Below are 19,956 nucleotides of genomic sequence, written 5' to 3'. Positions count from 1 at the left end.
TTACTCAAGGTGGTCACCGCGGCACCCGAATCTCCTCCACCATCTGCTGTATATGCGCCGGCGGCGCCTCCGTATTCCGCGCAATCGCCATCGCCACCACAAAGTTGATCACCATGCCGATCACTCCCGCACCCTCGGGCGAGATCCCCAGTATCCAGTTCTCCGGCACGTTCGCCGCCAGCGGCTCGATGAACACCCCCTTGAAGTAGATGATGTAGCCGAGCGTGAAGGTCAGTCCCGCGAGCATGCCGCAGATGGCGCCCCATTGGTTCATGCGCTTGTTGAAGATGCCCATGAGGATGGCGGGGAAGAGCGAGGCGGCGGCCAGGCCGAAGGCGAACGCGACCACCTGGGCGACGAAGGCGGGCGGGTGCAGGCCGAGGTAGCCGGCGATGGCGATGGCCACGCCGGCGGCGATGCGCCCGGCCATCAGTTCGTTCTTCTCGCTGATGTTGCGTGCGAAGGTGCTCTTCAGCAGATCGTGCGAGATGCTGGCGGAGATCACCAGCAGGAGGCCGGCCGCGGTGGACAGCGCGGCGGCGATGCCGCCGGCGGCGACCAGGGCGATGACCCAGTCCGGCAGGCCGGCGATCTCCGGGTTGGCCAGCACCATGATGTCCGGGTCGACGTAGATCTCGTTGGCGAACGGGGCCTCATTTTTCACCTCGCCCGCGGACGGATTGGTGGTCAGGCGCTGGTGCAGCGGACCGCGCAGATCACTGTCGAACTGCGGTTTGCCGTCGCCGGTGAAGGCTGGGCCTGCGGCATACTGCACCTTGGCATCATTGTTGTGGTCGTACCAGGCGAGCAGGCCGGAGCTTTCCCAGGTCTTGAACCACTGCGGCATGGCGGCGTAGTAGGTGCCGCTGCCGTCCGGGCCGTTCACGGTCTCGACCAGGTTCATGCGCGCCAGCGCGCCGACCGCCGGGGCGGTGGTGTAGAGAATGGTGATGAACAGCAGCGCCCAGCCGGCGGAGAGGCGCGCGTCGCGCACGCGCGGCACGGTGAAGAAGCGCACGATCACGTGCGGCAGGCCGGCGGTGCCGACCATGAGCGCCAACGTGATCGCGCACACGTCGATCATGGACTTGTCGTTGAACGGTGCGGTGTAGGAGCCGAAGCCGAGATCGACCAGGGTGTGGTCCAGCTTCAGGAGCAGCGCGCCGGAACCGTCGCTAAGCGCGCCGCCGAGCGCGAGCTGCGGGAAGGGGTTACCGGTGGCCTGCAGGGCGATGAACACGGCCGGCACGGTGTAGGCGAAGATCAGCACGCAGTACTGCGCGACCTGGGTGTAGGTGATGCCCTTCATGCCGCCGAGCACGGCGTAGACGAACACCACGCCCATGCCGATGTACAGGCCGGTCTCCACCGGCACCTCCAGGAAGCGCGAGAACACGATGCCCACGCCGCGCATCTGCCCGGCAACGTAGGTGAAGGAGATGAAGATCAGGCAGATCACCGCGACCACGCGCGCGGTCTGCGAGTAGTAGCGGTCGCCGATGAACTCCGGCACGGTGAACTTGCCGAACTTGCGCAGGTAGGGCGCGAGCAGCATGGCCAGCAGCACGTAGCCGCCGGTCCAGCCCATCAGGTACATGCCGCCCTCGTAGCCGAGGAAGCTGATCAGCCCGGCCATGGAGATGAACGAGGCCGCCGACATCCAGTCGGCCGCGGTGGCCATGCCGTTGGCGAGCGGGTGCACATGCTTGCCGGCGACGTAGAAATCCCCGGTGCTGGTGGCGCGCGCGGCGATGGCGATGCCGATGTAGAGCGCGAAGGAGAGGCCCACGGTGATGAAGGTCAGGGTCTGCAGACTCACGGCTCAGTCCTCGTCCACGCCGAACCGGTGGTCGAGCCGGTTCATGCGCCAGGCGTAATAAAAGATCAGCACCAGGAAGGTGAACAGCGCACCCTGCTGCGCGAACCAGAAGCCGAGCGGATAGCCGAACAGGTGAAAGCGGTTGAAGAAGTCGACGAACAGGATGCCGGCGCCGAAGGACACCAGCCCCCAGACGAACAGGCAGCCGGTCACCAGCCGCAGATTGGCCTGCCAGTAGGCCGCACGGTTGTTGGTCATGCAGGATCCCCCTTGTGGTGTGGCACCCTGAATAACAGCCAAGCCCCGGCAAATCAAGCCGGTGCCGATAGCGCTGCGGGTCGTGCGGGGGAGGGGCGCGCGGTGTGCCGCGGTGTGGGCGCGGCGCCCGCGCGGGGAAGGCGACTGCCGGGGCAGTCACCTTCCCCGGGGACGGTCAGAGGATCACTCGTAACGCTTGGCGCTGATGTCGACCGTCACGCGACGGTTAGGCTGCAGGCACTGGACCAGATCGCGGAACGAGCCGGTGCGCTGGCATTCCACGACCGGATCGGCCTCGCCCATGGCGCGGACCTCGATCCCGGTGCGGTTTACGTCGGTGCGGGTGGCGAGGTAGTCGGCCACGGCCTGGGCCCGGCGGCGCGAGAGTTCCTTGTTGTATGCATCATCGCCGATGCGGTCGGTATAGCCCGAGATGACGACCTTGGTGACATCCGTGTAGTTGTTGAGGCGCTGAGCCATCTCGTCGAGCGCCTGCTTCGCTTCCGGCAGCAGCACCGCCTTGTCGAATGCAAACAACGCGCGGGTGTCGAGCGTCACCTGCTCCAGGCGTTTCGGTTCGGCGGCCGTCGCGACCATCGGTCCCGCGGAGGCGGGCGCGAGCTTCTCCACGAAGCCGTCGCAGCCCGGGATCGCCATCGACTCGCTCCAGGATGAGGTGTGGACGCAGGTGCCGCTGGCGGCGGCCTGCACGACGGCACCGCTGCTGTCGGTCAGGTATCCCATCGAGCCGGCGGTCGCCGCGCCGGTTGCGGCACAGAGCAGGGTGAACACGAGGGCGCGACAGGGAGCGGCGACGGTGCCTGACGCGGGACGGTTGATGATGACAGACATGATGATTTCCTCCGTTTGTTTGGGCGGCTGTGTGTGCCGGCAGTCCCGGGCGCGTCCGGTACTGCCCGGTGGCAGGACCCGATCCGCGTCGCGGCGATCTCCGCATTCTCAGCGGTTGTTTCTAATATAGTCGTAGAGCATGCTGTATTCATTGTGTTTTCGCAACAGCCTCGGCACCCGGGTCGATGCCCGTGCGCCGACCCGGCAGGAACCGGCACGCGCAGAGTCTGGCCAATGATCAGACCGGTTATCAAAAGCGACCGATAAGCCTATAATGTGCCATCTGTTTATGGTGGCTTGTGCCGGTCCCCCCGCGACGATAAGCTGTGAACCCCGTCAGGCCCGGAAGGGAGCAGCGGCAGCAGTGGACTCGGGCGCCGGGGTGTGGCTGGTACAGGTCACCTCCCTGTTACAACAAGGCGATACGGGCGATTCCTGATCCGGCGCTTGGCCGTCATTGCGAGCACGTCAGACCCGGACGCGTGCATGCCGCGAGCGGCAGGAGGCCGGGCGCGGCCAGCGCAGCAACCCTGCAAACCGCGTGCTGCAACCCGGAGCTCGCTGCGGAACAACGTTCCTCGCACTGACGGTTCGCGGCGTGACGATCGGATGACCCGGTTACAGGCAGTGACGCCGGTAGCGGGGCGAGAGGAGCAGACAAGGCACCGATGAGCTACCAGGTCCTGGCGCGCAAGTGGCGTCCCCGCAATTTCACCGAGCTGGTCGGGCAGGAGCACGTACAGCGTGCCCTGGTCAACGCGCTCGACAACGACCGCCTGCATCACGCCTACCTGTTCACCGGCACCCGCGGGGTGGGCAAGACCACCATCGCGCGCATCTTCGCCAAGGCGCTCAATTGCGAGCAGGGCGTGAGCGCGCAGCCCTGCGGCGAGTGCAGCGCCTGCACCGAGATCGCCGAGGGCCGCTTCGTCGACCTGGTCGAGGTGGACGCGGCCTCGCGCACCAAGGTGGAGGATACCCGCGAGCTGCTCGAGAACGTGCAGTATGCGCCGACCCGCGGCCGCTACAAGGTCTACCTCATCGACGAGGTGCACATGCTCTCCGGGCACAGCTTCAACGCGCTGCTCAAGACCCTGGAGGAGCCGCCGCCGCACGTGAAATTCCTGCTCGCGACCACCGACCCGCAGAAGCTGCCGGTCACGGTGCTCTCGCGCTGCCTGCAGTTCAACCTCAAGAGCCTGACCCCGGCGCAGATCGGCGGCCAGCTCGAACACATCCTGCAGGCGGAGGGCATCCCGGCGGAGCCGGGTGCCGTCCGCCAGCTCGCGCTCGCCGCCAACGGCAGCCTGCGCGACGCGTTGAGCTTGCTCGACCAGGCCATCGCCTTCTGCGAGGGCGACGTGCGCGAGGCGGAGGTGCGCGGCATGCTCGGCACCATCGACCGCGACGTGGTCTACCGCCTGCTGGCGGCGCTCGCGGCCGGTGACGCTCCCGCGCTGCTGGCCGAGGTGGCGCAGGCCGACGCGCTGGCGCCGGATTACGGCGCGCTGCTCGCCGATCTCATCTCGGTGCTGCAGCGCGTGGCGCTGGCACAGGCCCTGCCGGACGCGGTGGACGACAGCCACGGCGACCGCGACGCGGTACTGGAACTGGCCGGCCGGCTCACCCCCGAGGACGTGCAGCTGTACTACCAGATCGGCCTGATCGGGCGGCGCGACCTGCCGCTGGCTCCGGAGCCGCGCGGCGGTTTCGAGATGGTGATGCTGCGCATGCTGGTCTTCCGTCCGGCGGAACAGGCCGGCGCAAGCACGCCGGCCTGGCCGGACGGGGCGCAGCCGATGACGGTCACCGCGCCGGTACGCGCCGCTGCGCCAGGCAGTCACGGCGGCAAGGACTGCCGCAGCGCCAGTGGCTGCCGCGCGTGCGGGCGACGACGAGTGGGCCGCACTCATCGAGCAGTTGCCGCTCAAGGGCATGCTGCGCCAGATGGCGTTGAACTGCGCTTATCACGGCATCGAGGACGACACCGTGCGGCTGTCGATGGAGACGGCGCATGCGCACCTGCTGAGCCCGGCCCGCGTCAAGCAGCTGGAGAGCGCGCTGTGCGCGCACTTCCAGCGCGCGGTCAAGGTAAGCCTGGCCAGCGAGCAGACGCTGGCGAAGGAGTCGCCCGCACAGCGCGCGTCGCGCGAGCAGGCCGAGCGCCAGCAGCGCGCGGTCGACGCCATCGCCGGGGACGACAACATCAAGGCGCTGCAGGACACCTTCGGCGCGACCGTGTTCGAGGACTCGATCCGGCCGCGGGACTGAGGCAGGTCGGAACCACTTGTTATGAAATTCGCACGTCATTGCGAGCAGCCAGCGCCGCAATCACGGGACCCGTGCCGCGGGCCGGTGGCGGGTGCCGCATCACTGTGAGACTCGCAGCGGCACGACAATAAGATGTACCTGAAACGGTCATCGGGGTTTTGCGGCAGGTACCAGGCAACTGATGGCAATTTACTGTTTTGATATGAGGTGACACGATGAAAGGTGGATTGGGAAACCTGATGAAACAGGCGCAGGAGATGCAGGCCAACATGCAGCGCGCCCAGGAGGAGCTGGCGAGTCTCGAGGTGACCGGCGAGTCCGGCGGCGGGCTGGTCAAGGTCACCATGACCGGCAAGCACGAGGTCAAGCGCGTCGCCATCGACGCCAGCCTGGTCGGCGACGACAAGGACATGCTCGAGGACCTGGTGGCCGCGGCCATCAACGACGCCACGCACCGGATCGAGAGCGCCACCCGCGAGCGCATGAGCGGGCTGACCGCCGGCCTCAATCTGCCGCCGGGCATGAAACTGCCGTTCTAGAGCGGTCGCGATGTCAACCTCGCGCCTGATCGGGCGACTGATCGAAAACCTGCGCTGCCTGCCCGGTGTCGGGCCGAAATCGGCCCAGCGCATGGCCTACCACCTGCTGGAGCACAACCGCGACGGCGGCCGCCGCCTGGCCGAGGCGCTTGCGGTTGCCATGGACAAGGTCGGCAACTGCCGCGAGTGCCGCACGCTGAGCGAAGAGGTGGTGTGCGCGCTGTGCGCCAACCCGCGCCGCGACCGCGGCCTGCTGTGCGTGGTGGAGACGCCGGCCGACGTCCAGGCGCTGGAACAGTCGACCGGCTACCAGGGCCTGTACTTCGTGCTGATGGGCCATCTCTCACCGCTGGACGGCATCGGGCCGGAGCAGCTCGGCCTGGACGCGCTGGAGGCGCGGCTGACCGGCGGCGAGGTGCAGGAGCTGATCCTGGCGACCAACCCGACCGTGGAGGGCGAGGCCACCGCCCATTTCATCAGTGAGCTGGCGCGTGCGCACGGTGTGCGTCCGACCCGCATCGCGCACGGCGTGCCCATGGGCGGCGAACTGGAATACATCGACAGCGGCACGCTCTCGCACGCCTTCGCGGGACGGCAGGAGATCTAGGCATCGGGGCAGTTTTTGCATACTTCCCACGCAGAGCGCGTTTGCAGATGCGGACCGTTCCCACGGGAAGGTGTATTGTTGTAGGGGCGCTCCTCGAGCGCGAATGATCCAGCATCATGCTGTGCGCGGACGCAGTCCGCTCCTGCAGTCTAACACCCTATGCTGCCGGCATCGTAACCGAAGGAGTAAACGAGATGTCTGATTGTCTGTTCTGCAGGATGGTGGCCGGTGAGATCAAGCCGGACGTGGTGTTCGAGGACGGCGACGTGCTGGCCTTCCGCGACCTCAACCCGCAGGCCCCGACCCACGTGCTGGTGATCCCGAAGCAGCACATCGCGACCACCAACGACCTGGACGAGCGCAGCGCGGACGTGGTCGGGAAGATGTATCTGGCCGCCAAGCGGATCGCCGCCGACGAAGGCATCGCCGGGCCCGGTTACCGCACGGTGATGAACTGCAACCCCGGGGCGGGCCAGTCGGTTTATCACCTCCATCTGCATCTGCTCGGGGGGCGGCCGATGCACTGGCCGCCGGGATAAGCACCTGCACGCACGCGGGACCCAAGGGCGACATGCTGGAACTCAGACCCACCTGCGAACACTGCAACAAGCCGCTGCCGCCGGCTTCGACCGAGGCGCGCATCTGCAGTTATGAATGTACGTTCTGTGCCGCCTGTGTCGACACCGTGCTGGGCAATGTCTGTCCGAATTGCGGTGGCGGCTTCGTGCCACGGCCCATCCGGCCGTCGCGCAACTGGAAGGACGACAACTACCTGGGGAAGGACCCGGCGAGCACCCGGGTCAGGTACCGGCCGGTCGACCCGCAAACGCATGCCCGCTTCGCGGCCCCGATCAGATCCCTGCCGCCCGAGGCGCGCTGATGGATCGAGCGGAACGGATGTATTGCGTGTAGCAAGCCCCGGTTGCTGCGGCGCTTCGTCTGCTTTGCGTCGACTAGTACAAACGTACTAGAACCTATCTCAAAATTGGGAAATCCTGCGGCGGCCATGTTTCTCGTCATTCCGGCGCAGGCCGGAATCCAGTATTTCGGGGTTTTCTGGATGCCCGCCTGCGCGGGCATGACAATGTAAGAATGCTTGTACCAATTTTGAGATAGGTTCTAATACATGGCGGTTATCATCCCGCAGCGGACAGCGGCGTTTCCCATGGCATATACTCTCCCGCGCTCGGATTTCACATCCGCCTGATAGACAGCAAATTTTTAAAATAAGGATCTCATAATGAAACGTGTTTACGTACTCACGGCAATGCTTGCGCTCAGTGGCTGTGCCACCATCGTCAACGACCCCTACATCCCACTGGCAGTCAGCTTCTCCGACGGCTCCGCGGGCAAATGCAACTTCAGGAACAAGCGCGGGGTATGGCCTGCGGATATTCCATCGACCAACATCATGATCCGGCGCTCGGACGATGCCCTGGTTTACGACTGCACGACGGCGGACGGGAGAACGGTCACGGGCTCCATACGCAGCGAGATCGAAGGTGGGAAGATGGCGGCGAGCGTCATCTTCTGGGACCTGGGGATCACGGATTCGATCACGGACAAGCACAGAACCTATCAGGGCAACGTCGTCATCCCGATCCCCGTGCGCGAGGCGGAAGAAGCGCCCGTGCAACAGCAGGGCGATGTCAAGCAGGACTGAGCGGGCCGCCTGAGCGTAGCAGCGGGCCGGATGCATTCACCGTATCCGGCCCGTTTTGTTGCTGAATGCCATGCCGGTCCGGGCTAGTTCGAGGCCTGGACAGATCGGTAACGCCGTATCGACGCTGCACCTCGCGCCCGCAGTGGCGGGAACACGGCAAATGCGCAGTGCGGCGCTGATAGATTGGTATCTGCACGCACACGGCTGCATGCCCGCCTGCGCGCGCCGATCTTGATTCTCGGCGTAATTCTGCGCTCTCCACATCACTGCGCGCGACTTCCGTAACCTACATGTACAATGCGAGCAGCCGCCGGTAGCTCTCCATGCGCCGTGCGCCGATCGCACCGCGCGCCAGCGCGGCGGCGACGGCACAGTCCGGTTCGCCCCGGTGCAGGCAATCGCTGAAGCGGCAGTGGCCGAGGCAGGGCAGGAATTCGCGGAAACCGCGGGCGAGCGCCGCCGGTTCCACGCTGCCGAGGTGGAAGTCGCGCACGCCGGGCGAGTCGATCAGGGCGCCGCCGCCGGGGAGGTGGTAGAGCGTGGTGGCGGTGGTGGTGTGCTTGCCCTGACCGGAGGCGGCGGAGAGCCGGCCGGTGGCGATCTCGAGTTCCGGCTGCAGGCACTTGATGAGCGAGGACTTGCCCACACCCGATTGGCCGACCAGGATGCTGGTGCGGTCGGCGAGTGCTGCGCGGAAGGCGTCGATACCGGTGTCGTACTTCGCGCTGGTGAACAGGCAGCGGTAACCGATGGCGCGGTACTCGTCCAGCAACGCGTCGATCTCGTGCCGCGCTGCAGCCCCCAGCAGGTCGGCCTTGTTGATCACGATGAGCGGCGTCGCGCCGGCAAGTTCCGCGGCAACGGTGTACTTGTCGATCAGGAAACTGTCGAGTGCGGGCTCGGTCGCGGCCTCGATGACCACCTGGTCGATGTTGGCCGCCAGCGGTTTCTGCCGGCTGTTGCCCGCGGCGCGCGTCAGCAGGCTGCGCCGTTCCGCAACGGCCTCGACCACGCCTTCATCCATTCCGCTCGGCAGCCATTGCACGCGGTCGCCGCACACCGGCGTGTCGATGGTGCGCCGCCAGACACAGGCGACCAGGGCGCCGTGCTCAGCCTCGACCAGCAGGCTCTTGCCGTAGTTGACGATCACCAGACCGCTGCGCGGCTGGTTGTCGGTATGGCTGTCGGGTGGGGCGGTGACGGACGGTTGCGGCGGCCGGGACGACATACGGACGGTCAGGCCGCGGCCGGGAGCAGGGCGTCGATGCGGGCGGCGCAGATGAAGTCGTTCTCGGACAGGCCCCCGATCATGTGCGTGCTGTAGCGCACGTGGCAGTGCTTGTAGCCGACCTCAAGGTCGGGATGATGATCCTCGCTGTGGGCGATCCAGGCCACGGCGTTCACGAAGGCCATGGTCTGGTAATAGTTGCCGAATCCGTAATCGCGGCTGAGCGCGCGGCCGTCGGTGGACAGCGTCCAGTCGGGATGCAGCGCGGCGAGCAGCGCCCCGGCCTGCGCCCGGTCCAGCGGCTGCGTGCCCCGCGCGCAGGGCCGGCAGTGTCGCTCGTGCAAGGCCGGGCCGGGCATGGCCTACTTGAACTTGTAGAAGGCGTCGTTGAGATAGGCGACCACGTCCGCGACATCCTCGTCGAACCACTGCAGCCCGAGCGTCAGCTCGCAGCGCCGCACCTGGGTTTCCAGTGCGGACAGCGAACCGATCTTGCGGTTGTCACGCGTGTAGACGCCGTCGTCGTGACAGTTCATGCAGTTTTCCTGCTGCAGCTCCTGGCCACGGTTGATATCCGCGGCCGACGCCAGAGGGGTGGCGCCGGCAAGCACGGCCGCCAGGACCAGGGATGACCGGTAATTCATGGGTGACTCCTTAGGGTGCGTTATGCCTTGATATTAGCGTATATCCGCGCTATCCGCACCGGGGCGGGCGGGTGCGAATCGTGCCACGCGGAATACAGCGGGTCGGGGGTGAGGGTGCTGGCGTTCTCGCGGTACATCTTCACCAGCGCATGGACCAGGTCCCTGCCGCTGGACTGTGCCACGGCATAGGCGTCGGCCTCGAATTCGTGCTTGCGCGACAGGCGCGAGAGCAGCGGCTGCAGGATGAAGCTGAACACCGGCAGCACCAGCATGAACAGCAGCAGTGCCATCCAGGCCGAGGGCCGGCTCACGCCGAGGCCGGCATAGAACCAGTCCTGCTGTGCCAGAGCGCCGAGCAGCGCCAGTCCCGCCAGGCTCAGCGCCATGGTCGAGAGCAGACGCTTCTGGATGTGCTTGAGCCGGAAGTGCCCGAGCTCGTGCGCCAGTACCGCCTCGATCTCGGCGGGTTCCAGCGATTCCAGCAGGGTGTCGTAGAACACGATACGCTTGTTGTTGCCGAAGCCGGTGAAGTAGGCGTTGCCGTGCCCGGAGCGGCGCGAGCCGTCCATGACGAAGATACCGTTGCTGCGGAACCCGCACTTGTCCATCAGCGCCTGGATGCGCGCCTTCAGGCCGGCGTCGTCCAGCGGCGTGAACTTGTTGAACAGCGGCGCGATCACCGTCGGCCAGGCCCAGAACATGAACAGGGTGAAGGCCATCCACACCACCCACACGTACAGCCACCAGAGCGTTCCGGCGGCCGTCATGATCCACAGCGCGAGCGCGACGAGCGGCGTGCCGATGGCGGCGAGCAGCAGCGTCTGCTTGAGCAGGTCGGCGATGAAGAGCGCGGGCGTGGACCGGTTGAAGCCGAAGCGCGCCTCCACCACGAAGGTGTGGTAGATGGCGAATGGCAGGTCCAGGGCCGAGCCGATGACGATGCTGCTGAGGATCACGGCGGTGCCGGTCCATACCGGCGCCAGGTCGAGGCCGCGCCAGCTGCCGTCGAGCCATTCCAGGCCGCCGCCGAGGGTCCAGCCCAGCAGGATCAGCGCCTCCCAGAGCAGGGCGAGCATGCCGATGCGGGTGTTCACCCGGGTGTAATCCGCGGCCTTGTGGTGATCGGCCAGCGCGATGCGGTCGGCGAACGATGCCGGGACCTGCGCGCGGTGGCTGCCGACATGCGCCAGCTGCCGCCAGGCCAGCCACAGCCGCAGCAGGACCGAAACGGCCAGCGCGGCCAGGAATAGATAGGTGAATGAATTCATGACGATATTGCGCTATACGGGTTGCCTGCCGGCAGGGTAGCGTCTGCTACAATGTGACTCAACCATAATTTTTCAAAGGATGCGGCATGGCGCAAGATGCGAACAACCTGATCTGGATCGATCTGGAAATGACCGGCCTGGATACCACCAGCGACCGGATCATCGAGATCGCCACCATCATCACCGACAGCCAGCTCACCATCATCGCCGAAGGTCCGGTACTGGCGATCCACCAGCCGGATGCGGTGCTGGCGGCCATGGACGAATGGAACACGCGCCAGCACGGCCTGTCCGGCCTGACCGAGCGCGTGCGCACCAGCACCCTGGACGAGCTGGTGGCCGAGCAGCAGACCCTCGCGTTCCTGTCCGAACACGTGCCGCCGAACACCTCGCCCATGTGCGGCAACAGCATCTGCCAGGACCGGCGCTTCCTCGCGCGCTGCATGCCGGAGCTGGAGCGCTATTTCCACTACCGCAACCTCGATGTCAGTACCATCAAGGAACTGGCGCTGCGCTGGTCGCCGAACATCGCCAAGGGTTTCAAGAAGGAAAGCTCGCACCTGGCGCTGGACGACACGCGCGATTCCATCCGCGAGCTGAAGTACTACCGGGAATATCTGTTCAAGTAGCCGCGGACTGCGTCCGCGACCGGGCAGCGTGCCCGTATCGTTCGCGCCTGCACGGCGCGCCTGTGCCAAACGGCCCGCCGGCAATCGCGTTACTCCACCGGCATGGCGGGGTCGTTGCCCCAGTCCGACCATGAACCCGGGTAGCCCCGCGCGTGCGGGTAGCCGAGGTATTTCAGTACCAGCCAGGTATGCGCCGAACGGTGATGGGTCTGGCAATAGGTGATGACCTCGCGCTCCGGGGTCGCGCCGATGCCTGACAGCAGCGCGCGCAGTTCCGCGTCCGGCTTGAACCGCAGGTTGCGTGCGCTGTCGATGGCCAGAGTCCAGTCCATGTTGACGGCGCCGGGGATGTGTCCGCCATGCTCGGCGAAACGCTTCACGCCGCTGAACTCCTCCGGCGTGCGCACGTCCAGCAGGCAAACCGCGCTGTCGCCGAGATGCGCGCGGATGTGCTCGCGCGTGGCGACCGGGTCGGGATCGCGCCGTACCGTGAAGGATTTCGCCACCGGCGTGACGCGTTGCGCATCGAGCGGATGGCCCTCGTTGGCCCAGGAGTGCAGGCCGCCGTTGAGCAGCGAGTAGCGCGCGTGGCCGGCCGCGGCCAGCGTCCACAGCAGGCGGCTGGCACGCCCGCCGCCCTCGTCGTCGTAGGCCACGACGTGGGTGTCGTTGTCGATGCCGATGGCGGAGAACAGCCGCTCCAGGGCCGTGTCATCCGGCAGCAGTCCCATCACCGGCCGGCGCGCGGCGATGATCTGCGGGTAGTCGAGGTGTACGGCACCCGGGATATGGAGCCGGGCGTAGGTCTCGGCCTTGCTCAGGTCGACAACGAGGAGATTCTCGGTACCCAATGATTGCTCCAGCGCGTCGGGTTCGACCAGGAGGGGCAGTACGGGGGCAGTCATGGCTTTGCTCCGGGTAGCAGGTTGGAGAGGAGTTCGATCCAGTGCACGACCGGAACGGCGGCGTGCCCGGCCAGGTGCTGGTGGCAGCCGATGTTCGCGGTCGCGATCAGCGTCGGTGCGTCCTGCTGCAGGGCGGCCAGCTTGTTGGCGCGCAGCCGGGCTGCCAGGGCGGGCTGCAGCAGCGAGTAGGTGCCGGCCGAGCCGCAGCACAGGTGGCCGTCGGCGACCGGCACGAGCGTATAGCCGAGCCGTTCGAGCAGGTTCTCGACCACGCCGCCGAGGCGCTGGCCGTGCTGCAGGGTGCAGGGCGAGTGAAAGGCGATGCGTGTCGCGCGCGCGCGCGCGAGCACGGCGTCCGGCTGTTCGGCGGCGATCACCTCGCCGAGATCGCGCGCGAGCGCGCTCACGCGGCCGGCCCGTGCGGCGTATGCCGGGTCGTCCGCCAGCAGCTGGCCGTAGTCCTTGACCATCGGGGCGCAGCCGCTGGCGGTGATCACGATGGCCTCGGCACCGGCCTCGATATGCGGCCACCAGGCATCGATGTTGCGGCGCATGAAATCCTGCGCCTCGGCCTGGGCGTCGAGGTGGTGGCTGAGCGCGCCGCAGCAGCCGGCCGCACGGGCGCTGACCAGGTCGATGCCGAGCGCCCCGAGCACGGCGCGCGCGGCATGGTTGATCTGCGGCGCCAGCGCCGGCTGCACGCAGCCATCCAGCAGCAGCATGGTGCGTGTGCGTGCTGCGCCGGCGGCCTGGGGCGGTAGCGTGCGGTGTGCGGGTATCCGGACGCGCAGGGGCGCGGCAGCAGCGGGCGCAGCGCCTGACCGCCACGCAGCAGCGCGCCGAACAGCCGCGGCCGGGTCAGCAGCCGGCGCAGGAGCAGGCGCAGCACGCGCTGTACGGGCGCGCGCGGCAGCGCCTGCGCGGTCAGGGCGCGGCCGGTGTCGAGCAGCCGGTGGTAGTCGACGCCGGACGGGCAGGTGGTCTCGCAGGCGCGGCAGGTCAGGCAGCGGTCCAGGTGCAGGCGTGTCTGCGCGCCGGGCGGACGGCCTTCCAGTACCTGCTTGATGAGATAGATGCGTCCGCGCGGCCCGTCGAGTTCGTCGCCGGTGAGCTGGTAGGTCGGGCAGGTGGCGTTGCAGAAGCCGCAGTGCACGCAATTGCGCAGGATCTCGTCGGCCTCGCGTCCGGCGCGGGTGGCGAGCAGGCTTTCGGGCAGTGCGGTCTGCATGGCGGGTTCCGTGTCAGAGGGCGTGGTACAGGCGGCCCGGGTTGAGGATGCCGGCCGGGTCGAAGGCCTGCTTCAGCCGCCGCTGCAGTGCCAGCAGTGCAGGTGGCAGCGGCTGCAGCCATTCCGCGTCCGTGCCGCCGCGCCACAGGGTCGCGTGGCCGCCGGCTGCCCGTGCCGCGGCCTGCACCGACGCGGCCGGTGCGTCGGTGAGCAGCCAGCGCTGCGCACCGCCCCAGTCCATGAGCCATTCGCCCGCGATCGCCAGCGGCGGCGTGGCCGGCGCCACCGCCACGCGCCACAATGGCCGGGCATTGTCGAAGAACGGCAGGCGCTGCTCACGCAGGTGCTCCCAGAAGCGGCTGCTGTCGTCGAGCCGTTCGCCGCCGAGCCGGTGCGCCGCGGCCTCCACGCCACGGGCATAGCCGGACAGCCGCAACAGCAGCTGATGGTCGAAGTGGCAGGCGCCGCTCAGCGGCAGCGGCTGTCCCGCCCAGCGGTTGCAGCGTTCGATCGCATCCGCGGCCGTGCACGGCTGCAGCAGGGTGAGCTCCGTTTCCGGCCGCGGCAGCACCTTGAGATGGATGTCGAGCAGTACCGCCAGGGTGCCGTGCGAACCGGTCAGCAGGCGTGAGAGGTCGTAGCCGGCGACGTTCTTCATGACCCGGCCGCCGAAGCGCAGGTAGTCACCCTTGCCGTTCACGCAGTTCACACCCAGCACGAAGTCGCGCGCGGCGCCCGTGTACGGGCGCCGCGGTCCGGACAGGCCGCAGGCGATGGTGCCGCCGAGCGTCGCACCGCTGCCGAGGTGGGGCGGTTCGAAGGCGAGCATCTGGCCCTGGTCCGCGAGCGTGGCCTCGACGTCCGCCAGCGGCGTGCCGGCGCGCGCGGAGACGACCAGTTCCGCGGGCGCATAGTCGATGATGCCGCGGTAGCCGGCGATGTCCAGCGGCTCGCCGGCGACGGCACGGCCGAGCAGCGGCTTGCTGCCGCCGCCGCGGATGACGTGCGCGGTGCCGGTTTCCGCGGCGGCGCGGATCTGTTCCTGGATGGCGCTGGCGTCCGTCATGCGGTCAGAATCAGAACCGTTCCAGCTCGGGATGCGGCAGCTGTCCGTGATGGACGTGCATGGCGCCGAACTCCGCGCAGCGGTGCAGGGTCGGTATGGCCTTGCCGGGATTGAGCAGGCCGTCCGGGTCGAACGCGGCTTTGACGGCATGAAACTGTGCCAGCTCGGGACTGTTGAACTGGACGCACATCTGGTTGATCTTCTCCAGCCCGACGCCGTGCTCGCCGGTAATGGTGCCGCCGACGGCGACGCACAGCTCCAGGATCCTGCCGCCCAGTTCCTCGGTGCGTTCCAGCTCCCCGGGCTGGTTGGCATCGTACAGGATCAGCGGGTGCAGGTTGCCGTCGCCGGCGTGGAACACGTTGCAGATCTGCAGGCCGTATTCGCGCGACAGCGCGCCGATGCCGTTCAGCACCTCGGCCAGATGCCGGCGCGGGATGGTGCCGTCCATGCAGTAGTAATCGGGCGAGAGCCGGCCCATGGCCGGGAAGGCCGCCTTGCGCCCGGCCCAGAAGCGCTGGCGCTCGGCTTCATCACGCGATACCGCGAGCGAGGTGCAGCCGGCGTCGCGGAACACCCGGCTGGCGCGATCGATCTGCTCGCTGACGTCCTCCGCCTCGCCGTCCACCTCGCACAGCAGGATGGCGCCGGCATCGGGCGGATAGCCGGTGTCGATGAAACGCGCGACCGCCCTGATGGCGGGATTGTCCAGCAGCTCCAGCCCGGCCGGCACGATGCCGCTGGCGATGGTCGCGGTGACCGCGGCGGCGGCGGCCTCGACGGTGTCGAATGCCGCCATCACCACCTGCGCGGCGCGCGGCTGCGGCAGCAGCCTGACCGTCACCTCGGTGATCACGCCGAGCAGTCCTTCCGAACCGGTCATCAGCGCGAGCAGGTCGTAGCCGGGGCTGTCCAGCGCCGAGCCGCCGATCTCGAGCGTTGCGCCATCGATGGTGATGACCTGCAATGCCAGGATGTTGTGCGTCGTGAGACCGTATTTCAAACAGTGCACGCCGCCGGCGTTCTCCGCGACGTTGCCGCCGATCGAGCAGGCGATCTGCGAGGAGGGGTCGGGCGCGTAGTACAGCCCGTAAGGCGCGGCGGCCTTCGAGATCGACAGGTTGGTCACGCCGGGCTGCACGCGCGCAGTGCGGTTGGCGGTGTCGATGGCGAGGATGCGGTTGAAACGCGCCATACTGAGCAGGATGCCGTCGCCGAGCGGCATGGCGCCGCCCGACAGCCCGGTGCCGGCGCCGCGCGCCACCACCGGCACGCGTTGCGCGCTGCACAGCGCCAGCGTCGTGCGCACCTGTGCCAGCGTCTCCGGGATGACCACGGCCAGCGGCAGCCGCCGGTAGGCGGACAGGGCGTCGCACTCGTAGGGGCGCAGGTCTTCTTCCCGGTGCAGCACGCAGTGCGCCGGCAGCCGCGTGCGCAGCTGGGTAACGATATCTTCAGGCATGGCCGCTCGTTGTTGTCAACGGTTGACGGTCCGTCAAGTAAGACAGATTATCGCCGATAGCGATGCAAATACCAGTGCCGGACGCCACCGCCAACGTCCAGCAGAATAATTCCGTCATGATATGATCTGTCTATGTACTGCACGTTGCGACATTTCGAGCACCATGGCATCCCGGCCAAGAACTTCGCCGGGCTCATGGAAATCTATGAGTGCAACTACATCCGCATACGCAACCTGGTGCCGGACATCGACGACCTGCCGGACTACACCATCTCCCGGGTCGACGGTGTGCTCGACCTGCACCTGCGCGTCATCGAGCGCTGCCGTTTCACCACCACCTTCCGCCTGACCTACTGGTTCACCGACCGGGACGGCCGCTTTCCCGCGCCGGACATGCAGGTCAGGATGTACCACGACGCCCAGGTGGCGGAGGTGATCTCCTGCGGCCGCCGCCGCGGCCGGCGCCACGCGCTGTACCATCGCATGTATCACAGCTACTCGCTGGTCGAGAAGTGGCGCATGAACCGGTTCCTGCAGAAATGGCTGGGTTATTGCCTGATGCAGGGGCATCGCTTCATTCCCGGGCGGGTCGTGGTAGCGGCCGGCGACCTGCACGACGCGGGGATGGACGCCCTGCTCGGCGTCGAATCCTGACTGCGCGGCCGGCCGCGCCGGGCCGGCGTATATCCCCATTGTAATAGTGCCCGGCGCTTGCCAGTACCGCGCGAGTCCCGCATAATATTTCCTGACTAAATTACTTGGTTATTGGCGCGGGCATCCCCAAATGGGTTTATCCGGCAGGAAACTAGCATGCGACTATCGACCAAAGGACGTTATGCCGTAACCGCCATGATGGATCTCGCCGTCCATCACGGGGAGGGTGCGGTAACCCTGGCGGATATCTCCGAAACCCAGGGCATATCGCTGTCCTATCTGGAACAGCTGTTTGCCCGCCTGCGCAAGCAGGGGCTGGTGGAGGGCATCCGCGGACCGGGCGGCGGCTACCAGCTGTCGCGCCCGCCGGAGGACATCTCGGTGGCGGAAATCATAGACGCCATCGGCGAGGGCATCGATGTCACCCTGTGCGGCGGACGTACCGACTGCCAGGACGGCGAACGCTGCCTGACGCACGAACTCTGGCATCAGCTCGGCGACAGGATCCACGAGTTTCTCGCCAGCGTCACGCTGGCCAGTTTCCTGCAGCGCGAGGCGGTGAGCCGGGTCGTGCGCCGCCAGCGCGGACGCCAGGAGGTCGAGCTGGCGCGCCTGCGCAAGACCGTGGCATGACCCGCAGTAAACCAGGCAAACGATCAACGAGCAGGGTAGAGCAATGAATATCAGTGTTCCCATCTACATGGACTATTCCGCAACCACGCCGGTCGACGAGCGGGTGGCGGAGAAGATGATGGCCTATCTCACGCGCCAGGGGCAGTTCGGCAACCCGGCGTCGCGCTCCCATTCCTACGGCTGGCAGGCCGAGGCGGCCGTCGAGAACGCGCGGGCCGAGGTGGCGCGGCTGGTCAACGCCGATCCCAAGGAGATCATCTGGACCTCCGGTGCGACCGAATCCGACAACCTGGCCCTGAAGGGCGTCGCGCACTTCTACCACAAGAACGGCAAGCACATCGTTACGCTGAAGACCGAGCACAAGGCGGTACTGGATTCCTGCCGCCAGCTCGAGCGCGAGGGCTACGAGGTCACCTACCTCGACCCGGAACCGAACGGCCTGCTCGACCTGAAGAAATTCGAGGCGGCGCTGCGTCCCGACACCATTCTCGCGAGCGTCATGCACGTCAACAACGAGATCGGCGTGATCCAGGACATCGCCACCATCGGCGAGATCTGCCGCGAGCGCAAGATCGTCTTCCACGTCGACGCCGCCCAGAGTGCCGGCAAGATCCCGATCGACCTGGGTACCCTCAAGGTCGACCTGATGTCGTTTTCCGCGCACAAGATCTACGGGCCCAAGGGCATCGGTGCGTTGTATGTCCGCCGCAAGCCGCGTGTGCGCCTGGAAGCGCAGATGCACGGCGGCGGCCACGAGCGCGGCCTGCGCTCGGGCACGCTGCCCGTGCACCAGATCGTCGGCATGGGCGAGGCGTTCCGCATCGCGCGCGAGGAGATGGCGCTGGAGGGCAAGCGTATCAAGACGCTGCGCGACCGGTTGTGGAACGGGTTGTCGCAGATGGAGGAGGTATACCTCAACGGCGACTACGACCATCGCGTACCCGGCAACCTCAACGTCAGCTTCAACTATGTCGAGGGCGAGAGCCTGATCATGGCGCTCAAGGACATGGCCGTCTCATCCGGTTCGGCCTGTACCAGCTCCAGCCTGGAACCCTCCTACGTGCTGCGCGCGCTGGGGCGCAACGACGAGCTGGCGCACAGTTCGATCCGCTTCACCATCGGCCGCTTCACGACCGAGGAAGAGGTCGACTACGTCATCGCGCGGGTGCAGGAGAAGGTTGCCAAGCTGCGCGAACTCTCGCCGCTGTGGGACATGTACAAGGAAGGTATCGACCTCGATTCCGTCAAATGGGCGGCGCACTAGGAGGTCGGCATGGCAATCACGGTAACGGCAAAGGCGGCTGATCGCATCCGGCATTTCATGGAACAGCGCGGACACGGCGTGGCGTTGTGGCTGTGGGGTCAGCGACCACCGGCTGCTCGGGCATGGCCTATGTGATGGAATATGCCGACAGCATATGGTGGTGGACGACGGTGGTATTCGAGATGCCGGGGTCATGCGGCTGTCGACCCTGAAGAGCTCGAGGCGTTCATCCCGACGGCACCGAACTCACCAGCTACGCCCGCGAAGGACTCAACGAAGGCTTCAAGTTCAACAATCCCAACGTCAAGGACACGTGCGGTTGTGGTGAGAGCTTCAACGTCTGATGCCGGCCTCTGCGCCGCGCACCGGACCGTCGGCTTTTCCGTCGCGGCCGAGGATCGCCCACAACCACTTGAGCGGGCCGCTGCAGTCGCTCACGTCGATCGCGCATACTTCCGATGCGCGTTTCCGCACGCTGCAGGCACGGTCCACCCGGACCGCTTTGCCGCCGCCAGCGACCTGGAACGGCGGGCTTGTCGGCGCAGCAGGCCGCGCGCATCAACGAGGGTTACCAGGTTCTGGAAGATCCGCCTGTAAGGCGGGCGCTATCGGCTCGAACTGGCCGTAGATCCGGCATGACGACGAGCACCGCACCACGCGCGATGCCGCATTCCTGCCGCAGCAGGATGGAGAGCTGCGCCGAGGCGCCTCGGCGAGGCGCGCAGCCGCGGATCCGTTCGCGGCGCTGGGTGACATCATGGACTGCACGCAATGGAGAGTGCGGCGCTGGTCGACGAGCTGACCGGGCTGTTCGCGCCGATGCCGCCAGCCCTCGAGAAGGTCGCTGGCGCTGCGCTGATGAAATCTGCGCTCGCCGGCCGCGTGACGAGGCTGTCGAGCTCGAGGTGACACTCGAGGATGAACTGGAGGTGCGTGGCGGCCAGGCTCTACCTGGCCGGCGCGTTG

Annotated in this window: 20 protein-coding genes, 1 other RNA gene and 3 pseudogenes; 13 read left to right on the top strand and 11 right to left on the bottom strand. The window is 66.9% G+C overall.

The annotated features are described in order from the left end of the window. Positions 1 to 13: 13 nt before the first annotated feature. From R3F42_12365 to R3F42_12355, 3 genes are all read right to left on the bottom strand, one after another. On the bottom strand, positions 14 to 1,819 hold the full coding sequence (locus R3F42_12365; protein MEZ5542818.1) for a sodium:solute symporter family protein: 1,806 nt from the start codon (positions 1,817 to 1,819) through the stop codon (positions 14 to 16). 3 nt (positions 1,820 to 1,822) lie between these two features. Next, positions 1,823 to 2,077, bottom strand: coding sequence for a DUF4212 domain-containing protein (locus R3F42_12360; GenBank protein MEZ5542817.1), 255 nt, complete (start codon positions 2,075 to 2,077; stop codon positions 1,823 to 1,825). Positions 2,078 to 2,260: 183 nt separating this feature from the next. Continuing rightward, positions 2,261 to 2,929, bottom strand: a complete 669-nt coding sequence (locus R3F42_12355) for an OmpA family protein (GenBank protein MEZ5542816.1) — start codon at positions 2,927 to 2,929, stop codon at positions 2,261 to 2,263. 300 nt (positions 2,930 to 3,229) lie between these two features. Between R3F42_12355 and ffs the strand changes: the two genes are divergently transcribed. From ffs to R3F42_12320, 7 genes and pseudogenes are all read left to right on the top strand, one after another. Continuing rightward, an RNA gene (ffs, locus tag R3F42_12350) (signal recognition particle sRNA small type) lies at positions 3,230 to 3,326 on the top strand. Positions 3,327 to 3,597: 271 nt separating this feature from the next. Next, positions 3,598 to 5,200 (top strand): annotated as a pseudogene (gene dnaX / locus R3F42_12345) (DNA polymerase III subunit gamma/tau). A 215-nt stretch (positions 5,201 to 5,415) separates the two neighbouring features. Beyond that, a complete protein-coding gene (locus R3F42_12340) occupies positions 5,416 to 5,739 on the top strand; it encodes a YbaB/EbfC family nucleoid-associated protein (GenBank protein MEZ5542815.1) in 324 nt (107 codons plus the stop codon). 10 nt (positions 5,740 to 5,749) lie between these two features. Beyond that, the gene (recR, locus tag R3F42_12335) at positions 5,750 to 6,346 is read left to right on the top strand and encodes a recombination mediator RecR (GenBank protein MEZ5542814.1); all 597 of its coding nucleotides are present in this window, start codon (positions 5,750 to 5,752) and stop codon (positions 6,344 to 6,346) included. A 194-nt stretch (positions 6,347 to 6,540) separates the two neighbouring features. Continuing rightward, complete coding sequence (locus R3F42_12330; GenBank protein MEZ5542813.1) at positions 6,541 to 6,885, top strand: histidine triad nucleotide-binding protein; 345 nt, start codon at positions 6,541 to 6,543, stop codon at positions 6,883 to 6,885. Between the two features lie 32 nt (positions 6,886 to 6,917). Continuing rightward, complete coding sequence (locus tag R3F42_12325) at positions 6,918 to 7,226, top strand: DUF1272 domain-containing protein (GenBank protein ID MEZ5542812.1); 309 nt, start codon at positions 6,918 to 6,920, stop codon at positions 7,224 to 7,226. 360 nt (positions 7,227 to 7,586) lie between these two features. Beyond that, on the top strand, positions 7,587 to 8,009 hold the full coding sequence (locus tag R3F42_12320) for a hypothetical protein (GenBank protein ID MEZ5542811.1): 423 nt from the start codon (positions 7,587 to 7,589) through the stop codon (positions 8,007 to 8,009). 286 nt (positions 8,010 to 8,295) lie between these two features. Here the strand turns inward: R3F42_12320 and rsgA are convergent, their stop codons facing one another. From rsgA to R3F42_12300, 4 genes are read right to left on the bottom strand one after another with little or no spacing between them, the layout of a single operon-like run. Further along, on the bottom strand, positions 8,296 to 9,237 hold the full coding sequence (gene rsgA / locus R3F42_12315; GenBank protein MEZ5542810.1) for a ribosome small subunit-dependent GTPase A: 942 nt from the start codon (positions 9,235 to 9,237) through the stop codon (positions 8,296 to 8,298). A gap of 8 nt (positions 9,238 to 9,245) precedes the next feature. Next, a complete protein-coding gene (locus R3F42_12310; protein MEZ5542809.1) occupies positions 9,246 to 9,581 on the bottom strand; it encodes a 4a-hydroxytetrahydrobiopterin dehydratase in 336 nt (111 codons plus the stop codon). Positions 9,582 to 9,599: 18 nt separating this feature from the next. Beyond that, positions 9,600 to 9,881: a cytochrome c gene (locus R3F42_12305; GenBank protein ID MEZ5542808.1), complete on the bottom strand. Its 282-nt coding sequence runs from the start codon at positions 9,879 to 9,881 to the stop codon at positions 9,600 to 9,602. 20 nt (positions 9,882 to 9,901) lie between these two features. Continuing rightward, complete coding sequence (locus R3F42_12300; protein MEZ5542807.1) at positions 9,902 to 11,149, bottom strand: M48 family metallopeptidase; 1,248 nt, start codon at positions 11,147 to 11,149, stop codon at positions 9,902 to 9,904. A gap of 86 nt (positions 11,150 to 11,235) precedes the next feature. Between R3F42_12300 and orn the strand changes: the two genes are divergently transcribed. Further along, on the top strand, positions 11,236 to 11,778 hold the full coding sequence (gene orn / locus R3F42_12295; protein MEZ5542806.1) for an oligoribonuclease: 543 nt from the start codon (positions 11,236 to 11,238) through the stop codon (positions 11,776 to 11,778). An 89-nt stretch (positions 11,779 to 11,867) separates the two neighbouring features. On the opposite strand, the gene R3F42_12290 is transcribed toward orn, so the two are convergent. The 4 genes and pseudogenes from R3F42_12290 to R3F42_12275 all read right to left on the bottom strand — a co-directional run bounded on the left by R3F42_12290 (position 11,868) and on the right by R3F42_12275 (position 16,439). Next, positions 11,868 to 12,683, bottom strand: a complete 816-nt coding sequence (locus R3F42_12290; GenBank protein ID MEZ5542805.1) for a sulfurtransferase — start codon at positions 12,681 to 12,683, stop codon at positions 11,868 to 11,870. Further along, positions 12,680 to 13,911: pseudogene (glcF, locus tag R3F42_12285) on the bottom strand (glycolate oxidase subunit GlcF). Before glcF ends, R3F42_12290 begins: the two are co-directional and overlap by 4 nt. Positions 13,912 to 13,924: 13 nt before the next feature. Next, positions 13,925 to 14,977: a glycolate oxidase subunit GlcE gene (gene glcE, locus R3F42_12280; protein ID MEZ5542804.1), complete on the bottom strand. Its 1,053-nt coding sequence runs from the start codon at positions 14,975 to 14,977 to the stop codon at positions 13,925 to 13,927. Positions 14,978 to 14,987: 10 nt separating this feature from the next. Next, positions 14,988 to 16,439 carry an FAD-linked oxidase C-terminal domain-containing protein gene (locus tag R3F42_12275; GenBank protein MEZ5542803.1) on the bottom strand — a complete coding sequence of 484 codons (1,452 nt, stop codon included), beginning with the start codon at positions 16,437 to 16,439 and terminating at the stop codon, positions 14,988 to 14,990. 132 nt (positions 16,440 to 16,571) lie between these two features. On the opposite strand from R3F42_12275, the gene R3F42_12270 reads away from it, so the two are divergent. The 5 genes and pseudogenes from R3F42_12270 (at position 16,572) to R3F42_12250 (ending at position 19,899) form a co-directional block, all read left to right on the top strand. Further along, positions 16,572 to 17,093: a DUF1249 domain-containing protein gene (locus R3F42_12270; protein MEZ5542802.1), complete on the top strand. Its 522-nt coding sequence runs from the start codon at positions 16,572 to 16,574 to the stop codon at positions 17,091 to 17,093. A gap of 156 nt (positions 17,094 to 17,249) precedes the next feature. After that, entirely contained in the window at positions 17,250 to 17,726 is a 477-nt protein-coding gene (locus R3F42_12265; protein ID MEZ5542801.1) for an Rrf2 family transcriptional regulator, read from the top strand. A gap of 43 nt (positions 17,727 to 17,769) precedes the next feature. Then, positions 17,770 to 18,990, top strand: a complete 1,221-nt coding sequence (locus tag R3F42_12260) for an IscS subfamily cysteine desulfurase (protein ID MEZ5542800.1) — start codon at positions 17,770 to 17,772, stop codon at positions 18,988 to 18,990. Positions 18,991 to 18,999: 9 nt separating this feature from the next. After that, positions 19,000 to 19,334 (top strand): annotated as a pseudogene (gene iscA, locus R3F42_12255) (iron-sulfur cluster assembly protein IscA). Positions 19,335 to 19,761: 427 nt separating this feature from the next. Then, entirely contained in the window at positions 19,762 to 19,899 is a 138-nt protein-coding gene (locus tag R3F42_12250; GenBank protein MEZ5542799.1) for a hypothetical protein, read from the top strand. Positions 19,900 to 19,956 lie beyond the last annotated feature (57 nt).

The sequence above is a fragment of the Pseudomonadota bacterium genome, assembly GCA_041395565.1.
In the GTDB taxonomy this organism is placed as follows: Bacteria; Pseudomonadota; Gammaproteobacteria; order UBA9214; family UBA9214; genus UBA9214.
This window is presented reverse-complemented; position numbering and strand designations above follow the sequence as displayed.

Bases quoted from the DNA above. Each gene is read 5' to 3' on its own strand.
- glcE (MEZ5542804.1), bottom strand. From the start codon at position 14,977: ATGACGGACGCCAGCGCCATCCAGGAACAGATCCGCGCCGCCGCGGAA.
- R3F42_12275 (MEZ5542803.1), bottom strand. From the start codon at position 16,439: ATGCCTGAAGATATCGTTACCCAGCTGCGCACGCGGCTGCCGGCGCAC.
- R3F42_12330 (MEZ5542813.1), top strand. From the start codon at position 6,541: ATGTCTGATTGTCTGTTCTGCAGGATGGTGGCCGGTGAGATCAAGCCG.
- rsgA (MEZ5542810.1), bottom strand. From the start codon at position 9,237: ATGTCGTCCCGGCCGCCGCAACCGTCCGTCACCGCCCCACCCGACAGC.
- R3F42_12250 (MEZ5542799.1), top strand. From the start codon at position 19,762: ATGGAGAGTGCGGCGCTGGTCGACGAGCTGACCGGGCTGTTCGCGCCG.
- R3F42_12305 (MEZ5542808.1), bottom strand. From the start codon at position 9,881: ATGAATTACCGGTCATCCCTGGTCCTGGCGGCCGTGCTTGCCGGCGCC.
- orn (MEZ5542806.1), top strand. From the start codon at position 11,236: ATGGCGCAAGATGCGAACAACCTGATCTGGATCGATCTGGAAATGACC.
- R3F42_12290 (MEZ5542805.1), bottom strand. From the start codon at position 12,683: ATGACTGCCCCCGTACTGCCCCTCCTGGTCGAACCCGACGCGCTGGAG.
- R3F42_12320 (MEZ5542811.1), top strand. From the start codon at position 7,587: ATGAAACGTGTTTACGTACTCACGGCAATGCTTGCGCTCAGTGGCTGT.
- R3F42_12360 (MEZ5542817.1), bottom strand. From the start codon at position 2,077: ATGACCAACAACCGTGCGGCCTACTGGCAGGCCAATCTGCGGCTGGTG.
- R3F42_12355 (MEZ5542816.1), bottom strand. From the start codon at position 2,929: ATGTCTGTCATCATCAACCGTCCCGCGTCAGGCACCGTCGCCGCTCCC.
- R3F42_12270 (MEZ5542802.1), top strand. From the start codon at position 16,572: ATGTACTGCACGTTGCGACATTTCGAGCACCATGGCATCCCGGCCAAG.
- R3F42_12340 (MEZ5542815.1), top strand. From the start codon at position 5,416: ATGAAAGGTGGATTGGGAAACCTGATGAAACAGGCGCAGGAGATGCAG.
- R3F42_12265 (MEZ5542801.1), top strand. From the start codon at position 17,250: ATGCGACTATCGACCAAAGGACGTTATGCCGTAACCGCCATGATGGAT.
- R3F42_12325 (MEZ5542812.1), top strand. From the start codon at position 6,918: ATGCTGGAACTCAGACCCACCTGCGAACACTGCAACAAGCCGCTGCCG.
- recR (MEZ5542814.1), top strand. From the start codon at position 5,750: ATGTCAACCTCGCGCCTGATCGGGCGACTGATCGAAAACCTGCGCTGC.
- R3F42_12300 (MEZ5542807.1), bottom strand. From the start codon at position 11,149: ATGAATTCATTCACCTATCTATTCCTGGCCGCGCTGGCCGTTTCGGTC.
- R3F42_12260 (MEZ5542800.1), top strand. From the start codon at position 17,770: ATGAATATCAGTGTTCCCATCTACATGGACTATTCCGCAACCACGCCG.